This is a genomic window from Lactobacillus equicursoris DSM 19284 = JCM 14600 = CIP 110162 (assembly GCF_001434815.1).
Taxonomy (GTDB): domain Bacteria; phylum Bacillota; class Bacilli; order Lactobacillales; family Lactobacillaceae; genus Lactobacillus; species Lactobacillus equicursoris.
In genome coordinates this window covers 1-21,055 of record NZ_AZDU01000020.1, presented here as the reverse complement: position 1 = coordinate 21,055, position 21,055 = coordinate 1, and the positions used below count along the sequence as shown (strand labels likewise).

Below are 21,055 nucleotides of genomic sequence, written 5' to 3'. Positions count from 1 at the left end.
GTTACTTAACAGTGTAAGCCTTAGCGATCTTGCCGTTAGTCATTTGTTCAACAACAACTGACTTTTGTGGGTTGTGCTTGGAGTCCATGGTGATTGAACCAGTTACACCCTTGAAGTTCTTCAGGTTAGCTAAGCCCTTTTGAACGGCGCTTGATGAAACTTCGCCTTCGTTTTGAGCAGCCTTAACAATCATGTAAACGGCGTCGTAAGCTAATGATGAGAAGACAGCTGGGTCTTCGTGGTACTTAGCCTTGTAAACCTTCATGAACTTAGTAACTGCAGGGTCAGTTGACTTAGTTGAGAAGTGAGTAGTGTAGTAAACGTTAGTGGCGTTCTTGTTGCCAGCGATTTGAGCCAGCTTTGGTGAACCCATACCGTCACCGCCGACAAATGGTACCTTGATGCCCATTTCACGAGCTTGCTTGAGAACTAAACCAAGTTCAGTGTAGTAGCCTGGCAGGTAAACTGCGTCTGGGTTCTTGCCTTTAACCGTTGTCAGAGTGGAGTTGAAGTCCTTGTCACCTGATTGGAAGTATTGGGTAGTTACGATCTTGCCGCCCAACTTCTTGAATTCAGTAGTGAAGGACTTGGTAAGGCCAGTACCGTAGTCAGTTGAGTTGTCAGCAACAATAGCAACCTTTCTCTTCTTCAGCGTGTTGTACATGAAGTCCGCAGCCTTCTTACCTTGGAATGGGTCGATGAAGCATGAACGGAAGACGTACTTTTGAGTTTGGCCGCTCTTAGTTTGGGTAAATTCAGCAGCAGTTGCTGATGGTGAAACCAGTGGCACGCCAGCCTTGGTCAGGTTGGAGATTGAAGCCGTTGCGTAAGCAGTTGCGGCTGGACCAACTTCAGCAACGATCTTATCTGAGTTGGCAAGCTGAGCAGCAACAGAAGCAGCAGTTGACGTGGATGACTTGTTGTCGCTGATATAAAGCTTAACCTTATAAGTCTTTCCACCGATCTTAACGCCCTTCTTGTTGATTTGTTGGGCGGCTAAAGTAACACCCTTCTTTTCTTGTTGGCCGTAGCTGGCAACTGAACCTGATAATTCAAGGTTAACTCCGATTCTGATCTTGTTGTCAGTTGCCTTATTGCCTGAGTTTGAGCTAGTCTTAGCAGTTGCACAACCGGTTAAAGCAGCAGCGGACATCATGGTTGCGGCTGCGACACCGAAGAATTTCTTGAAGTTCATAACGATTCCTCTTTCAAAAATTTATTACACCTTTAATATTCTCTATTCGTTAAACTAAAATTAAAAGAGCCTTCACTCACCCTTGTGAGCGAAGACTCATATCCGGATCATCTGAGCTCACTCACAAAAACAACCGAAGAAGAGCTCGTAAAGAGCTCTACATAATTTGCAAGAGAGTAATGACGACAGCTGAGAACAGCATTGAATTATTCATTTGATGACACATAGATGATTTCATTGTTCTCAGCTCCTTTTAATCTTAAGTTGTTTTTATTCTATTTTATTTTTTCTCTCATGTCAACCTTATTTATCATTTTTGTCTAATTTTTTTCAGAGATCCTATTATACGGCCATTCGTTATCGTATTTTTGCCAAAAGAAAAGAAGCTAGATTGACTAGCTTCTTAAGTTATAGTTCAAATTTTTAGAGTTTGCTTAATCCTGATACTTCTTGCCCGTGGCTCTAAAGCCAATGTCGTGGCGGTAGAAGGTTTGCGGAATATCCAGCTTCTTTAAGTAAGAGTAAACGTGCTCTTGGGCCGCAGCCAGGTCCTTGGCAGTTGCCCGAACCATCAAGATCCGGCCCCCATTGCCAAACAGGTCTCCTGCTTCATCTGCCTTCACATTGGCGTAGTCAACCGCAATCCCAGCTTCAGCTGGGAAAGCACCCAATTTTTGCCCCTTAAGAGGACTCTTTGGGTAGCCTTCAGCGGCCAAGATCACGCCAAGGACAGCATCGTCCGTTTCCTTGACTTCTGGCATTTCCCGGTCGTTCACATTGGCATCAACCAGTTCTGCCAGGTCACTGGCCAGGCGCGGCAAGACAACTTCCGTTTCTGGGTCACCCAGACGAACATTATATTCGATCATCTTTGGACCCTTTTCGGTCATCATCAAGCCTAGGTACAAAACGCCGTGGTAGTCGTAGCCACCCTTTTCCAGCCCCGCTGCCGTTGGCTTGACCAGCTGGTCAACGATTTCGTCGTATTCTGCCTGTGACAGTTGCGGAACCGGGCTGTAGGAACCCATGCCGCCGGTATTTGGTCCCTTGTCATCGTCATAAGCCCGCTTGTGGTCTTGGGCTAATGGCAAAAGCCGGTATTCCCCGCCTTGCATCACGGCAAAGACAGAATATTCAGGACCAGTCAGGAATTCTTCTAAGACAACCTGCTTTTGCCCCTTGTCAAACATCTCCCGCAGGGTGTTTTCAGCAGTTTCTTGGTCTTCAGCAATGACCACGCCCTTGCCGCCAGCTAGGCCATCTTCTTTTAAGACCACTGGCAGGCCAAATTCTGGCAGAGCTTGAATCGCACTTTCAGCATCTTGGAAGGTGTCATAACGTGGGTGCGGAACGCCGTATTTTTCCATAAAGCGGAGAGCGTAGTCCTTTGACCCTTCCAGCTGAGCAGCCCGGGCATTTGGCCCAAAAATCTTCAGGTCAAAGGCGTGGAAGTAGTCCACGATCCCGGCTACCAAGGCATCTTCTGGGCCCACAAAGGTCCAGTCGATCTCTTCCTTGATGGCAAAATCCTTCAGGCCCTTGAAGTCGTCTTCAGCAATGTCCAGCTGCTTGACGCCAATTTGGTCCAAGCCACTGTTGCCAGGCGCGCAGTAAACTTCACTCACTAAAGGACTCTTCTTTAAAGCCCGAGCGACCGCATATTCCCGGCCGCCAGAGCCAACAACCAAAACTTTCATATCTTTCATTTTTGCCACTTTCCTTATTAGTGTCTAAAGTGACGAACACCGGTGAAGACCATGGCAATGCCGTACTTGTTGGCCATGTCGATGGATTCTTGGTCACGCACTGAGCCGCCTGGCTGAACGATAGCCTTGATGCCGTGCTTGCCAGCATATTCCACGCAATCGTTGAATGGGAAGAAGGCGTCACTAGCGATTACTGCCCGGTCATCCAGGTCTTCTTCAGCGTGCTTGATAGCGATCTTTTCAGAGTCGATCCGGTTTGGCTGGCCAGCACCAACGCCCAAGGTCCGTTCATCGTTAGCAACCACGATGGCGTTTGACTTGGTGTGCTTAACTGCCTTCCAGGCAAAGAGCAGGGTTTCAAGCTGTTCCTTGGTTGGCTTAACGCTCGTGACGCATTCCCAGTTGGCTGGATCTTCATCCAAGATGTCTTGGTCTTGGACCAAGAGCCCGCCCATGACAGAAACCGTTTCGTGGCGGCTTGTTTCATCCTTCTTGTTAAAGTCCAGCTTCAAGACCCGCAGGTTCTTCTTCTTGGTGGTCAAGGCCTTCAAGGCGTCTTCATCGTAGTCTGGAGCGATGATGATCTCCAAGAAGATCTTGTGCATCTTTTCAGCCGTTGCCAAGTCAACCTTGCGGTTCAAAGCGATAACCCCGCCGAAAATGGAGACTGGGTCAGCGTCGTAAGCCCGGTCCCAAGCTTCTTCGATGGTGTCCGCTTGGCCAATCCCGCATGGGTTCATGTGCTTCATGGCAACCACTGTTGGCTTGTCGAATTCACGCACGCATCTCAAGGCTTCGTCAGCGTCTTTGATGTTGTTGTATGACAATTGCTTGCCGTTTAATTGTTCAGCTTGCAAGATTGAGAAGGCCTTTGGCAGAGCGTCTTCGTAAAGCCAAGCCTTTTGGTGGCTGTTTTCGCCGTAGCGCATGGCTTCCTTTAAGTCGTAAGTCAAGGTCAGCTTTTCAGGAGCGGTTTCGCCAGCCTTTTGCGTCAGATATTGGGAGATCAAGGCGTCGTAGGAAGCAGTCAGCCGGAAGGCCTTAGCTGCCAGCTTAGCCCGGGTTTCCAAGGTGGTGGTGCCACTTTCCTTGATTTCGCCCAAAACCAGGTCGTAGTCCTTTTGGTCAACGACAATCGTCACGTCGCGGTAGTTCTTAGAAGCAGACCGCACCATGCTTGGGCCGCCGATATCGATGTTTTCAATAGCTTCGGCCAAGGTTACATCTGGCTTTTCAATGGTTTCTTTAAAAGGATACAGGTTAACGCAAACCAGGTCGATTGGCGTAATCTTGTGCTCCTTCAAGGTTGCTACGTGTTCTGGCAGTTCCCGTCTTGCCAGTAGCCCCCCGTGGATGTAAGGATTAAGAGTCTTTACCCGGCCATCCAGGATTTCTGGGAAGCCAGTCACATCTTCAACTGAGATGGTTGGGATGCCGGCTTCGTCCAAAACGCGCTTGGTACCTCCAGTTGAGACGATTTCGTAGTCGTTTTCAACTAAGCCCTTAACAAAAGGAACCAGGTTGGTCTTATCTGAAACACTTACAAGTGCACGCTTCATTACTTGCTGTTCTCCTTTTCAAATTTTAACAAGGCCTTCTTCAAGGCTTCTGGATAAAGGTGGTGTTCACATTCATGAACCCGGGCTTCCAGGGTGTCAACCGTGTCATCATCATAAAGTGGCACGTGCTTTTGCGCAATCGCGGGGCCTGAATCTAAGCCAGAGTCGATGTAGTGGACAGTTACGCCCGTTTCATTAACGTGGTCAGCAAAGGCTCTTTCGATTGAGTGCAAGCCCGGGTAGGCTGGCAGGTAAGCTGGGTGGAGGTTGACGATCCGGCCTTCGTATTCGTTAAGAATCGTTGGTCCAATCACCCGCATGTAGCCAGCCAAGGCAATAAAGTCGATTTGGTAGTCCTTCAAGACTTGCAGGATCTTTTCTTCGTACTTTTGCTTGCCCCCGCAAGATTTAACGGTAAAAGTTACCACTGGAGTGTGGAACTTTTCTGCCCGCTTGATCACCGGTGCATCGGGGTGGTCACAAAAAAGCAGAGCAAGCTCACCTGGCAAATCGCCACTTTGAAAATGTTCGGCCAGGACTTCGTAATTTGTCCCGTTGCCGGATGCAAAAATTGCTACTTTCATTTTTCTACCTATTTAATAACAACCTTTTCGGCGCCTTCTGGACGCTTAACCAGCTTACCGACTTCAAAGACCTTTTCACCGGCTGCTTGCAGTTCACGGATGGCATCGGCCTTAGCTTCAGCTGGAACAGCCAGGATCATGCCCACGCCCATGTTGAAGGTTTGGTAGCAGTCTTCGTCTGACAAGTCGCCAAGCTTGCGGAGGTAGTTAAAGATGTCTGGGACATCCCAGCTGCCGGCCGTAATTTGCGCTTGCAGACCGTCATTAAACATCCGCGGAACGTTTTCAATCAGCCCACCACCCGTAATGTGGGCAACGCCGTGAACCAGGTCTTGGCGGATCAGCGGCAAGACTTCCTTCACGTAAATCTTGGTTGGTGCCAAAAGGCTTTCGCCAACTGACTTGCCCTTTAATTCTTCAGGCTTGTCGTTTAAGTCAACATCATGGTCTTTAAAGAGGATTTTTCTTACCAAAGAAAAACCGTTAGAGTGAACGCCCGTTGAGGCTAATCCCAAAAGAATGTCTCCTTCTTGAGGAGTATCAACAGACAAGAGGCGGTCTTTTTCTGCAACGCCAACCGTAAAACCGGCCAAGTCGTATTCGTCAGCCGCGTACATGTCTGGCATTTCGGCCGTTTCCCCGCCAATGAGACTGGAACCAGACTGCTTGCAGCCTTCAGCCACGCCTTGCACGACTTCAGCAAGCAGTGCTGGATCATTGTGACCGCAGGCAATATAGTCTAGGAAAAAGAGCGGTTCAGCGCCTTGAGCCAAGACGTCGTTGACGCACATAGCGACAACGTCAATGCCGACCGTGTCGTTTTTGCCCATCTTTTGTGCAATCATCAGCTTGGTCCCAACGCCATCAGTCCCAGAAACCAGGACTGGGTGCTTGTAGCCAAGAGAATCCAGATCAAAAAGACCGCCAAAACCGCCAATATTGCCCACATAGCCAGGGCGCTTGGTGGAAGCAACTGCTCCTTTAATCCGCCGAACTAACTCATAACCAGCATTAACGTCAACGCCTGCATCCTTATAGCGATTCACGATTATTCACCTCTGTGTTGTTTTTTCAAAACTTCATCAACTGGCACAATATGGAGCGGCTCCTTGATCTGCTGTTCATAGTCATACAGAGGAGTTGGGTACTTGCCGTCAAAGTAAGCTACCGTTAAACCGCCATTTGGTGCATCACCAGCATCTGGAATGTCAATGGCCTTGATCAGGCTAGGAATGCTCAAAAAGCCTAAACTGTCTGCCCCGATCAGCTTGCACATGTCCTCAACCGAGTACTTGGCAGCCATCAGGTCTTGCCGCTCAGAAATATCGATCCCGTAAAAGTGCGGATACTTGAAAGGAGGTGAGGCAATCCGCATGTGGACTGACTTGGCCCCTGCTTCTTTCAGCATTTGGACAATTTGCCGGGAAGTCGTCCCGCGGACAATGGAGTCGTCGACCACGATAATATTTTTGCCGGCAACCACCCCGCGGACTGGAGCCAACTTCATCTTTACGCCTTGTTCACGCAAGGCTTGGGTTGGCTGGATGAAGGTCCGGGCGATGTATTGGTTCTTGATCAAGCCCATTTCATATGGCAAACCGGCAGTTTCAGCGTAGCCAGTCGCTGCTGACAAGGAGGAGTGTGGTACCCCGATAACCATGTCTGCATCTTCTGGAGCTGGCTGCTCTTTGGCCAGCAGCATCCCCATCCGCTTTCTAGCGGTATGGATGTTGACGCCGTGCATGATGGAGTCTGGCCGGGCAAAGTAGATATATTCCATGGAGCAGACAGCCAGCTGGGTTTCGGTCGTGTAGTGGTCGATCTTGATCCCATCCTTGTTGATGATGAGGAGCTCACCAGGCTGTACGTCCCGGATCAATTTGGCGTGAACGGCGTCAAGGGCACAAGATTCACTAGCTACCACGTAGCTGCCTTCATCCGTTTGGCCTAAAACTAAAGGTCTAAAGCCGTTAGGGTCAAGGGCAGCATACAAAGTGTCCTTGGTCATTAGCAAGAAGGCAAAGCCCCCTTTGACTTCGTTCAAGCTGGCCTTCAAGGCTTCGATGAAAGGCATTCTCACCTTGCGGCGGATCAGGTGAATCAAGACTTCGGTGTCAGAGCTTGATTGAAAAACTGAGCCGGAGTCTTCTAGACGCTTTTTCAAGGTTTGAGCATTGGTCAGGTTGCCGTTGTGGCAAAGCGCAATTTCCCCATCTTGGAAGTGGAAAAGGAATGGCTGAACGTTGGCTAAAGAGTCAGATCCGGCCGTACCATAGCGGACATGGCCAATGGCCATGTTGCCCTTTAAAAAGTCCAGGTCAGCTGGATTGGAGAAGACTTCTGATAAAAGTCCTCTGTCTCTAAATTGTCGCAACTTTTGCCCATCGCTGGCAACGATGCCGGCACCTTGCTGGCCGCGGTGTTGAAGGGCGTGCAGGCCAAAGTAAGTCACATTGGCCGCGTCAGGCACATTGTAGATGCCGAAAACGCCACATTCTTCATTTAATCCTTTGATTTCATAAGGCATGGCAGGGCTTCCTCCCAAATTTGCTTCAGTTCTGCTACTGGCAAGTCCACTGCTTGGTCTTTCAAAGCAACCTTCAAGCTGTCGCCGCCAGTTTGGCCCAATTTAATAGCATCTTGGCCCAATTTTTCCGCAAATTCTGCTGAGAATTCGCTAGGTACGCTGACCAAGAAGCGGCCTGGAGTTTCGCTGAAGAATTCTGCACTCGTGAGGTCAGACTTGATGTCTGCACCAATTTCGTGGCCAAAGCTGGATTCAGCCAAAGATACGGCCAAGCCGCCTTCACTGAGGTCGTGAGCACTGGCTACGTGACCTGCTTCCATTTCGGCCAGAAGGCGCATTTGGTAATCGTGAATGTGGTCAAGATCCAGGTCGTTCAAGCTGCCGGTAATTTCACCAACCAGCATCTTTTGCAGTTCTGAACCAGCGTAATCGGCACCGGTTTGACCAACTAGGTACAGGTCATCGTCAGCTTCTTGGAAGCTGTCTCTTACCAGGTGGTCCAGGTTCTTCACCAAACCAACCATCCCGATCATTGGGGTTGGGTAGATGGACTTGTCATCGGTTTCGTTGTAAAGAGAAACGTTGCCTGATACGACTGGCGTTTCCAACACTTCACAAGCCTTGGCAATCCCCATGACTGAGTGGTGGAGTTCCCAGAAGACTTCTGGTTCGTTAGGGTTACCGTAGTTCAGGCAGTCGGTAATAGCCAGTGGTTCTGCGCCGCTAGCAATAATGTTGTCAGCTGCTTCAACAACGGCCCGCTTGCCGCCGATTTCTGGGTCCAGGTAAATGAAGCGGCCATTGCCGTCAGTGGTCATGGCAATCCCCTTGTGGGTGCCGCGAATGCGGAGAACGCCGCTGTCTTCGCCAGGCCCAACCACAGTTGAGGTTCTAACCATGGAGTCGTAGGTCTGGGTGAACATTTCCTTAGAAGCAACGGTTGGCTGAGCCAGCATCTTCTTGTAAGTATCAGCCAGGTCCTTGATTTCTGGTTCCCAAGCAGGCTTAGCCGCATCATCCAGCATGTGCTGTGGCTGCTTTTCTTCGCTTGGTTCTTCCAAAACGTCTTCAGTCAAACTGGAAACTGGGATGTCGCAGACAACTTCGCCGTGGTGACGCAAAACGTAGTTGTGGCCAGCCGTAATGTGACCAATCACCACTGCATCCAGGTCGTAAAAGTCAAAAATCTTCTTAACGTCTTCTTCGTGGCCTGCCTTGACGCAGAGCAGCATTCTTTCTTGAGATTCGCTCAGCATGATTTCGTAAGCGGACATGCCAGGTTCACGCTGCGGTACTAAGTCCAGGTTCAGTTCCATGCCGGACTTGCCTTCTGAAGCCATTTCTGAACTTGAAGAAACGATCCCGGCTGCCCCCATGTCTTGGATGCCAACCAGCCAGTCAGCATGCTTTTGGGTCAATTCCAGGCAGGCTTCAAGCAAGAGCTTTTCCATAAATGGGTCGCCGACTTGGACAGCTGAACGTTGGCTTTCGTGTTCAGAGTCAAAGGAGTGGGATGCAAAAGTAGCCCCATGGATCCCGTCACGGCCGGTCTTAGCGCCGACGTACATTACGGCGTTGCCTTCACCTTGAGCTAAGCCCTTTTGCATATCCTTAACGTCCAAAAGGCCAACGCTCATGGCGTTCATGACTGGGTTGCCCTTGTAGATGTCGTCAAAAGTCAGTTCACCGCCGACAGTTGGGATCCCCATGCAGTTGCCGTAGCCGCCGATCCCAGCGACCGTTTCGTTTAAGAGCCAACGGGTGTGGGCATCGTCTAATTCGCCAAAGTGGAGGGAGTCCAAAGTAGCTACAGGACGAGCCCCCATGCTGAAGACGTCACGCAAGATGCCGCCAACGCCAGTCGCTGCCCCTTGGTAAGGTTCAACGGCAGTTGGGTGGTTGTGGCTTTCTGCCTTGAAAACAACTGCTTGGCCATCGCCAATGTCAACAACGCCGGCACCTTCACCAGGACCTTGCAAGATTCTTGGCCCCTTGGTTGGGAACAGGCGCAATACTGGCTTTGACTTCTTGTATGAGCAGTGTTCACTCCACATGGCAGAGAAAAGACCAGTTTCAGTGTAGTTTGGCAGGCGGTGGAGCAATTTTTCGCTGATGTAGTTGTATTCTTCTTCAGACAAGCTCCAATCAAGATAAGGCTTCTTTTCTTTAATTTCTTCTGGAGTCATTTCCTGCATCATTATGCTTTTACCTCCGCGTGATCCAAAATTGACTTAAATAAACGCAAGCCATCGGTGTTGCCGAGCAAGGCTTCAACTGCTCTTTCTGGGTGAGGCATCATGCCCAAAACGTTGCCACGTTCGTTGGTAATGCCGGCAATGTTGTTCAATGAACCATTAGGGTTTTCCTTTGAGTAGCGGAAAACAACTTGGCCATTGTCTTCAATCTGCTTCAAGGTTTCTGGGTCAGCGTAGAAGGACCCATCAGCGTGAGCAATTGGCAGGTTGATCTTTTCACCCTTTTGGTATTCAGAAGTGAAAATCGTGTTGTTATTTTCAACTTCAAGTTCAACCGTCTTGCAGACGAACTTCAAAGAGTCATTCCGCTTCAAGGCACCTGGTAAAAGGCCAGCTTCAGTTAAAATCTGGAAACCATTGCAAGTCCCAAAGACTGGCTTGCCAGCATTTGCCATGTCAACGATGGCTGGCATGATGTTGGTAAAACGGGCAATCGCGCCGGCCCGCAGGTAGTCACCGTAGGAAAAGCCGCCTGGCAGCATGACTGCATCAAAGCCATCAAGGCTGCTTTCCTTGGATGGCACGTAAGCGACATCAGCACCGCAAACCGTGTGCAGAGCTTCGTAGAGGTCAATGTCACAGTTTGAGCCTGGGAATTGAATTACCGCAAACTTCATTATTTTTCCTCCAAGACCTTGTAGCTGTATGTTTCCATGTTGAAGTTAACCAAGAGTTCTTCTGAGATTTCTTTAACAGTTTCTTCAACTGGCTTGGTGCCTTCTTCGATGGTCACGTCGAAGAACTTGCCAACCTTAACGCCCTTAACTTCGCTGTGGCCTAAAGAGTGAATTGAGTTGGTGATGGCTTCACCTTGTGGGTCAAAAACTGATTGCTTGTAAGTTACGTAAATCCGAACAGTGGTCATTTGTTAGTCCTCCTTAGCCAGGGCATCCTTCAGCCGGACCAATACTCTTTCATAAACATCAATCAAGTTGCCGATTTGCCGGCGGTATACGTCCTTGTCCATGTGGTCCTTAGTGGCGATGTCCCACAGGCGGCAGTTGTCAGGTGAGAATTCATCGGCTAAAACAACTTCACCGTTTGGCAAGGTACCAAATTCGATCTTAAAGTCAACTAGTTCCATGCCAGCTTCTCTAAAGAGCTTGGTCAAAAGCTTGTTGACTTGGCGGGAGATTTCCCAGATTTGTTCATGTTCTTTATGAGTGAGCAAGTGGAAGGCAATGGCATCTGATTCGTTCATCAGTGGGTCGTGCAGCTCGTCGCTCTTCATGAACAATTCCTCAACTGGGGTGTCCAGCTTGGCCCCTTCTTCTTTAATGCCGTAACGCTTGCAGAAAGACCCAGCCGCAATGTTGCGAGTTACGACTTCCAAGTCGATCATCTTTACTTTCTTAACCAATTGTTCGGTTTTTGATAAACGCTTAATAAAGTGCGTCTTCACGCCATGCTTCATCAAATATTCGAAAACTAAAGTGGAAATTTCAGCGTCAAGTTCACCCTTGTTTTGGAATACGTCGTGCTTCAAACCGTCCAAAGCTGTAGCGTCGTCCTTGTAGACTGCCCGCAAAACTTCTGGATCGTCAGTGGTCCACATTTCCTTAGTCTTACCGCGATAAAGCAATTCTGCCATTTTTAACCCTCCGATTAATACGAACTATAACAGTGTTAAGGGGAATTACTATTCGTAATTCACTTCTTGCATTTAGTCTAACAACTTAAGGAAAAGAGGTCAAGGTATTTGCGAACATTTTTTATCAACGTTCGGTATATAGTCGGATAAGTCCTAATAAAAAGATTGACTTACTTCTATTTCACAGTTTTTTAGCAAAAAAGTCGAACAAAAAAGCAACTCTTGCGAGTTGCTTTTTCAAGTAAAAATACTGTTAAATAATTACTATTTTGAGTAATAGCTTATTCCAAGCCCAGACGCTTGAAGATGTCGTCCACGTGACGCAGGTGCCAGTGGTAGTCAAAGGCGTCGTCTAAGTCCGCCTTGGTCAATTGCTTTTGGATGGTTGGGTCAGCTTCTAGAAGCGGTCTAAATGGCACTTGTTCAGCCCAGCACTTGGCCGTGTATGGCTGAATCAGGTCGTAAGCTGCTTCTCTGCTCAAGCCGCTTTCAACCAGCTTCAAGAGTACCCGGCCAGAGTAGATCAAGCCCAGGGTCTTGTCCATGTTCTTCTTCATGGTTTCTGGGAAGACATCCAGGTTCTTCAAGATCTTGCCCATCCGGTTCAACATGTAGTCTAGGCCAATGGTTGAGTCTGGCAAGATGACTCTTTCAGCGGCTGAGTGTGAGATGTCTCTTTCGTGCCACAAGGTTACGTCTTCGTAAGCTGTCACCATGTTGCCGCGCAGAACTCTGGCCATCCCGCACATGTTTTCTGAGCCAATTGGGTTTCTCTTGTGAGGCATGGCAGAAGAGCCCTTTTGCCCCTTGGCAAAGTGTTCTTCAACTTCGTGGATTTCGGTTCTTTGCAAGGATCTGATTTCGGTTGCGATGTTTTCAATAGAAGTAGCTACCAAGGCAATCGCAGCGATGTATTCAGCGTGGAGGTCGCGTGGCAGAACCTGCGTAGAAATTTCTTGCGCGTGCAGGCCCAGCTTCTTGCAGACATATGCTTCAACTTCTGGGTCCACTTCGGCAAAGGTACCTACGGCACCAGAGATCTTGCCAGCTTCAACGCCGCGGGCAGCGTGTTCAAAGCGTTCTTGGTTGCGCTTCATTTCTGAGTACCAGTGGGCAAACTTCAAGCCAAAAGTGGTTGGCTCTGCATGGATGCCGTGGGTGCGGCCCATGCAGACCGTGTCCTTAAATTCGACGGCGCGCTTAGCCAAGATGTCGATGAAGTCTTGGATGTCTTTTCTCAAGATGTCATTAGCCTGCTTTAATTGGTAGCCTTGGGCCGTGTCAACGACGTCGGTACTGGTCAAGCCGTAGTGAACCCACTTCTTTTCTGGCCCCAAAGATTCAGAAACCGTTCTGGTGAAGGCGATTACGTCGTGGTGAGTCACGGCTTCAATTTCATTAATTCGGTCAACGCTGAACTTGGCGTTCTTCTTGATCTTTTCAACGTCTTCAGCAGGAATGTGGCCCAGCTTTGACCAAGCTTCGTCAGCGGCAATTTCAACTGCCAGCCAGCATTCGTACTTCTTTTCATCGGTCCAAATGGCACCCATTTCAGGTCTGGTGTAACGTTCAATCATTTATTTTCACCCTTGTTGCTTAATTATGTATCTTCTTTTTTGATCTTCTAGAAAAATTATTCATCCCAAACCTTGGTAGCAGCGATTTCTGCTAGGGTTTGGTCGACATCGTCGGTTAAAATCGTGACGTGACCCATCTTCCGGTTTTCCCGCACTTCGGCCTTGCCATAGTCGTGGAAAGACCACTGCGGCTTTTCCGCGATTAGCTTGCGGACGCCTGCTACATGCTGGCCCAGGACATTCACCATGACAACTGGGCTTAGCAGCTTGATTTCAGGCAGCGGCCAGTTGCAAATGGCGCGGTTGTGAACGGCAAACTGGGAGAAGTTGCAGGCTTCAATAGAATAGTGGCCAGAATTGTGCGGCCGCGGAGCCAGCTCGTTGATGACGATCTGGTCATCCTTAGTGACGAACATTTCTACGCCCAGGATGCCGCAGAGGTCAATGGCCTTGGCAATCTTGACGGCATCTTCTTTAGCCTTCTTCGCTAATTCGGGAGAAATTCTGGCTGGAACGATGCTTTCGTGCAGGATTTCGCCTTGGTTGATGTTCTCACTGACTGGGAAGACGGTGATTTGCCCATCAACGTTGCGGGCTACCATGACGGAGGCTTCCATGCGGAAGTCAACGAACTTTTCCAAGATGCAGTCACCGCAAGCCAAAACGCCACCAGTCTTGGCCAGGTCGGCTTCGCCTTTTAAAACGACTTGGCCCTTGCCATCATAGCCGCCTTCACAGGTCTTGAGGACTGCTGGCAGGCCGAGCTCTTTAACGGCACTGTCTAAATCAGAACGATTTTTCACTGCTCTAAACTTAGCCACTTCACAGCCGGCACTTTCGATAAAAGTCTTTTCCCGAATCCGGTTGTTGGTGGTATAAAGCAGCTTGGTCCCTTGGGGAATGAAGACCTTGTCCTTGACGCTGTCTAAGGCCTTTAAGTCGACATTTTCAAATTCATAGGTCAAAACGTCGCAGCGGTCAGCCAGTTCTTGAATGGCAGCTAAATCGCGGTATTCGGCTACAATCTGGTCATCAGCAGCTTGAGCGGCTGGGCAAGCCGGCGTTGGGTCTAAGATAATGACCTTCATCCCGCTGGCCTTGGCGTCAAAGGTCAGCATTTGCCCCAGCTGGCCCCCGCCGATGATCCCAATCGTTTGCCCTGGCATAATCTTAATAGACAAGGTCGGCACTGCTTTCTTTAGCTTGGTCGTGCATTTGCTTGCGGTATTCTACGATCTTGTCTTGCAAGTCTGGGTCGCTTAAACCCAAGATCTGCATGGCCAGTAAAGCCGCGTTCTTGGCACCGGCTGGGCCAATGGCGGTCGTTGCTACCGGGATGCCGGCTGGCATTTGAACGATGGACAAAAGGGAGTCCATCCCGCCCAAGGCACTGGTCTTGGCCGGGCAGCCAATGACTGGAAGCGGGGTATTAGCGGCTAGCATCCCTGGTAAGTGAGCGGCACCGCCGGCCCCAGCGATAATCACCTTAACGCCCTTGTCTTTGGCTTCGCGGGCAAAATCAAACATTTCTTGCGGCATCCGGTGAGCGGAAATAACCTTCTTATCATACTCGACACCAAATTGATCAAGCAGCTTGCAGGCTTCCTGCATGTAGCCCCAATCAGATGACGAGCCCATTACGACACTGATTCTACTAGTCACGTTAGTTCCTCCTGTCTACTTACCATTAGAATAACAGAAAAGCAGACTTTTTTAAAGGGAAAGATGAACTATTTTAAGGCCAGTTTCAAGAATTATTCGCTTTTAACTCAAGAATAATAAAAGCCGTGCACTTTTGCACGGCTTTTTAGGTAAAAAGCATCTTACCCGCTATTGCATTATTTATACATCGTCGAATCCAAAACCTCTGCCCGGTGGTTCATGGCCACATAGATCTTAGACTTGTAGCTAGCCAGACCTTCAACTTCCCGATTGGCGTGGAAGCGGTAGTAGTTGACCAAGTTGCCCTTAGCCGAGATCTTAAACAAGAAGTCATTAAAGGAAATGTAGTAGCACTTGTGGGCTACATTGTAGGTAAAGCCTTGGACTTGGCTGGAGTTAGAAATCAGGTCCCCATCAACGGCTGCAGCTTCTTTAGCGGAAAAAGTATAGCCATTCCGTTTGATCCGCCAGAATTCATACCGGCCCTTGGACTTGTTATGGAATAAGGCCAAAATCGTGTTGTCATCGATTACGTCAGCATTTAGGAAGTAGCGGTTGTTCTTGATAGGACCATTACTTACTTTGAAGGTCCAAATTTTCTTGACCAGCATGGTCTTTTTATCAATCTGCATCAGCTCATTGGACCGCAATTTTTTCGCCCGGTTCCAGTTAGCCAGCTCGTAAATATAGCGGCCGGTTGACCCAACTGACTGACCATGCCCCAGCTTGATCCAAGGGCTGATCCGAATCTGCTTTACATAGTTTTTCCAAACTGACAAGGTCAAAGCTGGCGTTGGAATATATTGCAAGGCATAGGTTGGCACCCGGTTTAAGCGATATAAAATTACCCGGCCATTAGCACCGTCTTTGGATGCTTTCCCCACGCCATAGAAATTGGTCGTCACCATGTCTTGGCCATAAACATCCAGGCCCTGAACATTGGTCCGGACATTAGTTTCAACGCTGCCAGCTAAAAGACTAAAGCTATTTGGCTCATAAAACTTAGTCGTTAATTTAGCAGCTTTCTTCTGGCCCTTATTGTCACTGCCCCAATAAGTGTGCGGAAAGACTTGAGCTTTATAGTTGCCGCGGTAGGCTAATTGCTGAGGATACCAGGTTTGAGCGAAGGTGCCACCCTGGCCCGGTTTAAGCTTAGCTGCGCTCATCCCCTCTTTGGGGTTATTGCGCACAGTCACCTTGACCTTGGCATGAGCTTTCCCATACTTAAAAGTCACCCAGTAAGTCCCTGGCTTTTTTTCAGAAATCCGGTCAGCATTGGTCTTCACTTGGTACTTGTCAATCACGCTGCCGTGGCTATCGGTAATATAGTTAACTGCATCCCGGACATCAAAGCCCTTGGTATCTTTAGGATTATTGACCAGACTGACTTCTTTGACGACATTTGCCTTGCTTCTGGCAAAAGCCTTCTCATTAACATAGCCGATTGCTCGGCCATCAACATAGATGAAGTAGTAGCGCTTGCCTTGGTAGCGCTTGTAGCTTTGAGATTGGATATGGGTTAGTTTAAACTCCCGGGAATTTGCCAGCTTTTGGCCGAATTTCCAAACCAGCTTGGTCTTGGTTACCTTTTTAAGGACGTAGCGCTTTTTCTTTTTACTGTAGACTTTTTGCCGAACCTGATACTTGACCGGTACCTTACCAAGGCTAGCGTAAATACCATAGTTCTTATTGCCGATTACCTTGGTTGTTAAGGCTTCAGCTTGGACGCTTTTTCCTTGGAAAAACAGACCAAGCAAACACACGAAAGCCAGGCACTTAATGCTTTTTTTAATCACTCTTATTATTTCCACACTTTTTAATCACACTCGTTAATTCACATATTGATAGTTGAACTTCAGAGTTTCGGTTGGGTGATTCAAGTTAAGGTAGAGCTTATCCTTGTAGCTGGCTAGGCCTTCCGTTTCCCGATGATGAGTACTGAAATGGTAGTAGTTGAGCAGCTTGCCGGCGTCGCTAGCATCGTCGTTTAAGCCGGCCTTGATCTTGAAGATATAATCGTTAAAGCCGATGTAATAGTTGTCAAGGACGCTGTTCCAGACAAAGCCTTGCACTTCAGAAGAATTGGAGATCAGGTTGCTGTTAGTGGCAGCCACTTCTTTAGCCGTAAACTTATCCCCGCTTCTGCTAATCTTCCAGAACTCATAGCGCTTCTTGGAAGCGTTATGGAAAAGACCAATGATGGTCTTGTCGTCAATCACGTCCGCATTCAAGAAGATTCTTGGGTACTTAAATGAGCCATTCCAGACCTTGAAGGTCCAGATCTTGTCCACCTGCATGGTGGACTTGTTGACTCTCAATAGTTCTTGAGAATTAGCCCAGTTGTTAGACCGGTTCCAGTTGGCCACAACGTAAGCGTACTTCTTGGTTGACCCAACAGCTTGGCCGTGGCCTAGTTTCATGTACGGGCTGACCTTCACGTTCTTGATGTAGCTTAGCCAAGTAGCAAAGCTCAATTTGGTGCTTGGGATCAGCTGCCAGTTGTACTTCGTCAGCCCCTTCAAGTTGTAGTAGACCATGTGGCCACGGGCTTCCAGGTTGTTGGCATAACCACTGTCCAGGTTGGTTGACACCATGTCGTGGCCATAGATGTCGATGCCTTGAACGGCGCTAGATACCCGGCCTTCTTGGTTTGGGGAGCCAGCAACTGATAAGTTGGCTGGGTGATAGAAGAAGGTTTCCATATTGGCGGCCTTTTCGGTGCCGGCACTGTTAGTTGCCCAGTATTTGTTTGAGCTTTTGACCAAATCTAGGCTAGAAGAGGCAATTCTACCATCACTAGCTGACCAGGTTTCCAGGTTGTCGGCTAAGTCGGTATCTTGCCCGGCCAAATTGGCGCTGTTGATCCCTTCTTTAGCATCAGAGCGGACAGTTAATTTAGCAGTGGCCTTGGCCTTGCCGTACTTGTAGGTCAAAACGGCCGTGCCAGCCTTTTTGCTAGAAACATAACCAGAATCTGAGATCTTCAGCTTAGTTGACTTGCAGGAAATTGCTACAGAGTCGTTATCAACCAAGCTGCCGTGGCTGTCAGTCACATAGTTAATGGCGTCTTGCGCATTAAAGCCAACTGAGTCTGCTGAGTTGTTGACCAAGGAAATGCTGGAGACAACTTTGGCGCTAGATCGGGCGAAAGCTTTTTCATTGACGTAGCCCACGCCCCGGCCATCGACATAAATATAGTAGTATCTGGTCTTGTTTCTCAGCTTATAGGCCTTGGCTTGAACGTGGGAGTACTTGAAGTCGGTGGAAGCAGCCAGCTTTTTGCCAAACTTCCACTTCTTCTTGGCAACGGTCTTAGTAACCCAGCGGTACTTTGTTTTCTTAACGGTCTTGTACTTGGTTACAGTCTTATACTTTTTCTTCCCTTTAACCCTGTAGGCTACCTTCTTGGTATAAGGCACCTTGGTCTGCACGGTGTATTTTTCCTTAACCTTTTGCTTCGTCTTGACCTTTTTTTGAACCTTGACCAGCTTCATGGACGAATAGACTGAATAAGTGTTGTTGCCAATGATCTTGGTTGTCAAATCAGTTTTCGTCGTTTGACTATAATCTTTTTCGCTGCTGGCTTGGGCCTGACTGGTCAAGCCTCCTAGTAAAGCTGCAGTAGTTACAAGCGCAACTGCAAAGCGTCGCATCTTCTCATCCCTTCAGAAAAAATCATTTCAATCGTTACTAACTACTTATTTTGATATATAAAAAAACTTCATTTACATGAAAAGCTAGTTCATATTCTAGCACAAATAATCCAGCCAACTGTCTTTGTAACGAAATTGTTAATTATTATTAAAAAATGGGAAATTAGTCAAATAAGAGCTCAAGCTTATCGCCATTCAGCTTTAATTTGGCAGAATATTTCCGGCCAGTTTTTTTGGAAATAAAGCCGTCAAGCTTGTCAGTCTTACCCTTATTGATCAAGGTCTTGACGATTCGCTTGCCCATAGTCTTGCCGGCAAACTTTTTCGGCAGGGTAAAGCGGCAGCCACCCTTGTAGTTGGAGCAACCATAAAACTTACCCTTATCGCTGATTTGCCCAGTTTTGCAAACGGGGCAAGTCCCAAGACTAGCCTCTTGAGCCTTCTTTTCGCTCACCTGGGCCGCTAAATTCTGGTCGATCTGCATCTTGCCAGGCACTTCGGCCAGCATTTTTTGAATGAAGCGCTTGATCTGGCTTAAAAAGTTGTCCTGACTGCGTTCTTGGTCCCCGACCTGCTTTAGGGCTTTCTCCCATTTGGCGGTCATTTCAGCACTAACCAAGAGCGGCTCGCTTTCAGCCGCCTTACAAAGGATGATCCCAGTTGGCGTTACGCTCAGCTTGTTTTGCTTGCTCTCCAAGTAGCCCCTCTTTTTCAAAACATCGATGATGCTGGCCCGGGTAGCTTCAGTTCCGATCCCTTCCACGTCTTTTAAGATGACCTGGTCCTCTTCAGACAAGTCCTTGCCGGCCGTCTTCATGGCGGCGATCAGGGTCCCTTCCGTATACTTAGCTGGCGGCTTAGTCTGCTCTTGCTTTTCCTTCAGCTTAACGGTTAATTCTTGCCCTTGTTCAAGTGGCGGCAGCTCGCTGTCTTTGACCTGGCTTTCTAGGGTCTTCCAGCCCAGATCCAAGGTCACGTTGCCACTAGCCTTAAATAAAAGATCATTTACCTTGATTGATGCCGTCGTCTTTTCATAGAAGTAAGGCTTCATGAAGCTCTCTAGGGTCCGGCGTAAAACCAGGTCATAAATCTTGCCTTCTAAAGGCGCCATCTTGGCCCGCTGGGCGGCAGACGGCGTAGTCTTGGTCATGATAATGGCGTGGTGTTCATGCACCTTGCTGGAGTCAACGTAGCGCTTGTTTGGCGCAAGCGGCATTTGCGGCTGAAATGCCGCAGGATCAGCTAATAAGGAAGCATAGCGGCCCAAATTTTGTGCCAAGTAGCCGTATTCATTGAGCGTAATAAAGTTACAGTCTGTACGCGGATAGCTCAAGAATTTGCTTTCGTACAGGCTTTGGACGGCATTGAGAACCTGGCTGGCAGAAGCATGAAAGAGTCGGTTAGCCTCGGTTTGTAGGCTTGACAGGGAGAACAAGCGCGGACTAGAAACAGATTTCTTTTCCCTTTTCAAGTCGCTGACGATGCCTTTACGTTTGTCAAAGTCCAGTTGATTTTTTAATAAAAATTCTTCTAGTTCAGCTGGGCTCTTAAACTTATGGTCAGGAGACAGCTTGGCGATAAACTTCTTCCGCCCCGACCAACATTCAGCTTGAAGGAGCCAGTAGTCCTCTGGCTTAAAGTTGGCAATAGCCATGTCCCGCAGGTAAACCAGATACAAAGTTGGAGTTTGCACCCGGCCAATGGAATAAACTCCTTTAGCGCCCTGTCCCCGCAAAAGCAGGGTAAACAAGGGACTGGCATTCATCCCCACCAGCCAGTCGCTGATCTGCCGAGTCTGGGCTTCTTTGTAGCGGAAGTAGTAGTTGCCGCCTGGCCGCAGGTTCTGGAAACCTTCACGGATCGCAGATTTTTCCAAAGAGTTGATCCACAGCCGGTAAAGCCGCTTATGCTGAAGGTCAATATGGCCTTCCCGCATGATGGACCAGGCGATGTTTTCCCCCTCCCGGTCACTGTCGGTGGCGATGACGATCGTGTCAGCCTGCTTCAAAAGACCGGTGACGATGCCAAATTGCTTTTTCTTGTCGCGGGGAACGACATATATATATTGGTCAGGAAAAATCGGCAGCTTTTTCAAGGACCAGCGTTTTAAACTAGCATCGTATTGGTCAGGTAGAGCCATTTTCACCAGGTGGCCAAAGCCGTAGGTGATGACGGTGTCAGCGGGCAAAAGGGGGTCACTGACCGAAATGAAGCCATCGCCCCTTTGACTCTTGGCAAAGGCGGCGGCGTAGGAACGGGCTTGGCTGGGCTTTTCCGCTAGGATTACAGTACTCATGTTTTCTCCTCGCAAGTAAACAAATCAGGGAATTTGTAAAAAAACGATCTCAAAAAGAAAGACGGTCAGGCTTACGCCTTATACCGTCTACTTGTTCTCTTATTGTTGCCTTAAGTATAGCCGAAATCTGGTTAAAATTCAATCGAAATCAGATTAATCCATCAAACTATCTGCAAAGTCTGAGCCATATGTTCCATTGCAACTAAATTATTGAGACAAAGACGCCCTTTGCAAAAATTATCCAACAAAAAAATCACTAAGGATAAACCTTAGTGATTTTCTGGTTGCAATCATGATTCGGGTGAGATTCGAACTCACGACCCACGGTTTAGAAGACCGTTGCTCTATCCAGCTGAGCTACCGAACCGTTATGCCCTGACGCAACATATTAAGTATATTAAACCAGTGCCTTATTGTCAATTCTATTTTGCAAAAAAATTTACTTTTTTG

The 21,055-nt window shown here is 48.4% G+C and carries 16 protein-coding genes and 1 tRNA gene; all 17 read right to left on the bottom strand.

Annotated features, from left to right (window positions below; genetic code table 11):
• Position 1: 1 nt before the first annotated feature.
• The gene (locus FC20_RS05075) at positions 2-1,195 is read right to left on the bottom strand and encodes an ABC transporter substrate-binding protein (protein WP_008459709.1); all 1,194 of its coding nucleotides are present in this window, start codon (positions 1,193-1,195) and stop codon (positions 2-4) included.
• A gap of 434 nt (positions 1,196-1,629) precedes the next feature.
• Positions 1,630-2,901: a phosphoribosylamine--glycine ligase gene (gene purD, locus FC20_RS05070; RefSeq protein WP_008459712.1), complete on the bottom strand. Its 1,272-nt coding sequence runs from the start codon at positions 2,899-2,901 to the stop codon at positions 1,630-1,632.
• Between the two features lie 17 nt (positions 2,902-2,918).
• Entirely contained in the window at positions 2,919-4,460 is a 1,542-nt protein-coding gene (gene purH / locus FC20_RS05065; protein WP_008459713.1) for a bifunctional phosphoribosylaminoimidazolecarboxamide formyltransferase/IMP cyclohydrolase, read from the bottom strand.
• A complete protein-coding gene (gene purN / locus FC20_RS05060) occupies positions 4,460-5,044 on the bottom strand; it encodes a phosphoribosylglycinamide formyltransferase (RefSeq protein ID WP_008459715.1) in 585 nt (194 codons plus the stop codon). The genes purH and purN overlap by 1 nt, the downstream gene beginning before the upstream one ends.
• Positions 5,045-5,052: 8 nt before the next feature.
• Positions 5,053-6,090, bottom strand: coding sequence for a phosphoribosylformylglycinamidine cyclo-ligase (purM, locus tag FC20_RS05055; protein ID WP_008459716.1), 1,038 nt, complete (start codon positions 6,088-6,090; stop codon positions 5,053-5,055).
• A gap of 2 nt (positions 6,091-6,092) precedes the next feature.
• Positions 6,093-7,571, bottom strand: coding sequence for an amidophosphoribosyltransferase (purF, locus tag FC20_RS05050; protein WP_039943043.1), 1,479 nt, complete (start codon positions 7,569-7,571; stop codon positions 6,093-6,095).
• Positions 7,547-9,769, bottom strand: coding sequence for a phosphoribosylformylglycinamidine synthase subunit PurL (gene purL, locus FC20_RS05045; RefSeq protein ID WP_008459720.1), 2,223 nt, complete (start codon positions 9,767-9,769; stop codon positions 7,547-7,549). The genes purF and purL overlap by 25 nt, the downstream gene beginning before the upstream one ends.
• Positions 9,769-10,443 carry a phosphoribosylformylglycinamidine synthase subunit PurQ gene (gene purQ / locus FC20_RS05040; RefSeq protein ID WP_008459722.1) on the bottom strand — a complete coding sequence of 225 codons (675 nt, stop codon included), beginning with the start codon at positions 10,441-10,443 and terminating at the stop codon, positions 9,769-9,771. The genes purL and purQ overlap by 1 nt, the downstream gene beginning before the upstream one ends.
• Positions 10,443-10,691 carry a phosphoribosylformylglycinamidine synthase subunit PurS gene (gene purS / locus FC20_RS05035; RefSeq protein ID WP_008459724.1) on the bottom strand — a complete coding sequence of 83 codons (249 nt, stop codon included), beginning with the start codon at positions 10,689-10,691 and terminating at the stop codon, positions 10,443-10,445. The genes purQ and purS overlap by 1 nt, the downstream gene beginning before the upstream one ends.
• Positions 10,692-10,694: 3 nt before the next feature.
• Positions 10,695-11,417: a phosphoribosylaminoimidazolesuccinocarboxamide synthase gene (gene purC / locus FC20_RS05030; protein WP_008459725.1), complete on the bottom strand. Its 723-nt coding sequence runs from the start codon at positions 11,415-11,417 to the stop codon at positions 10,695-10,697.
• A gap of 281 nt (positions 11,418-11,698) precedes the next feature.
• A complete protein-coding gene (gene purB / locus FC20_RS05025) occupies positions 11,699-12,994 on the bottom strand; it encodes an adenylosuccinate lyase (RefSeq protein ID WP_008459726.1) in 1,296 nt (431 codons plus the stop codon).
• Between the two features lie 56 nt (positions 12,995-13,050).
• On the bottom strand, positions 13,051-14,175 hold the full coding sequence (gene purK / locus FC20_RS05020; protein ID WP_008459727.1) for a 5-(carboxyamino)imidazole ribonucleotide synthase: 1,125 nt from the start codon (positions 14,173-14,175) through the stop codon (positions 13,051-13,053).
• Positions 14,165-14,632 carry a 5-(carboxyamino)imidazole ribonucleotide mutase gene (purE, locus tag FC20_RS05015; protein ID WP_054667897.1) on the bottom strand — a complete coding sequence of 156 codons (468 nt, stop codon included), beginning with the start codon at positions 14,630-14,632 and terminating at the stop codon, positions 14,165-14,167. Before purE ends, purK begins: the two co-directional genes overlap by 11 nt.
• Positions 14,633-14,832: 200 nt before the next feature.
• The gene (locus FC20_RS05010) at positions 14,833-16,452 is read right to left on the bottom strand and encodes a hypothetical protein (protein WP_008459732.1); all 1,620 of its coding nucleotides are present in this window, start codon (positions 16,450-16,452) and stop codon (positions 14,833-14,835) included.
• A 33-nt stretch (positions 16,453-16,485) separates the two neighbouring features.
• Positions 16,486-18,309, bottom strand: a complete 1,824-nt coding sequence (locus FC20_RS05005; RefSeq protein WP_054667901.1) for a hypothetical protein — start codon at positions 18,307-18,309, stop codon at positions 16,486-16,488.
• Between the two features lie 163 nt (positions 18,310-18,472).
• Complete coding sequence (locus FC20_RS05000; RefSeq protein WP_008459746.1) at positions 18,473-20,605, bottom strand: type IA DNA topoisomerase; 2,133 nt, start codon at positions 20,603-20,605, stop codon at positions 18,473-18,475.
• Positions 20,606-20,898: 293 nt separating this feature from the next.
• Positions 20,899-20,972, bottom strand: a tRNA-Arg gene (locus tag FC20_RS04995).
• Positions 20,973-21,055 lie beyond the last annotated feature (83 nt).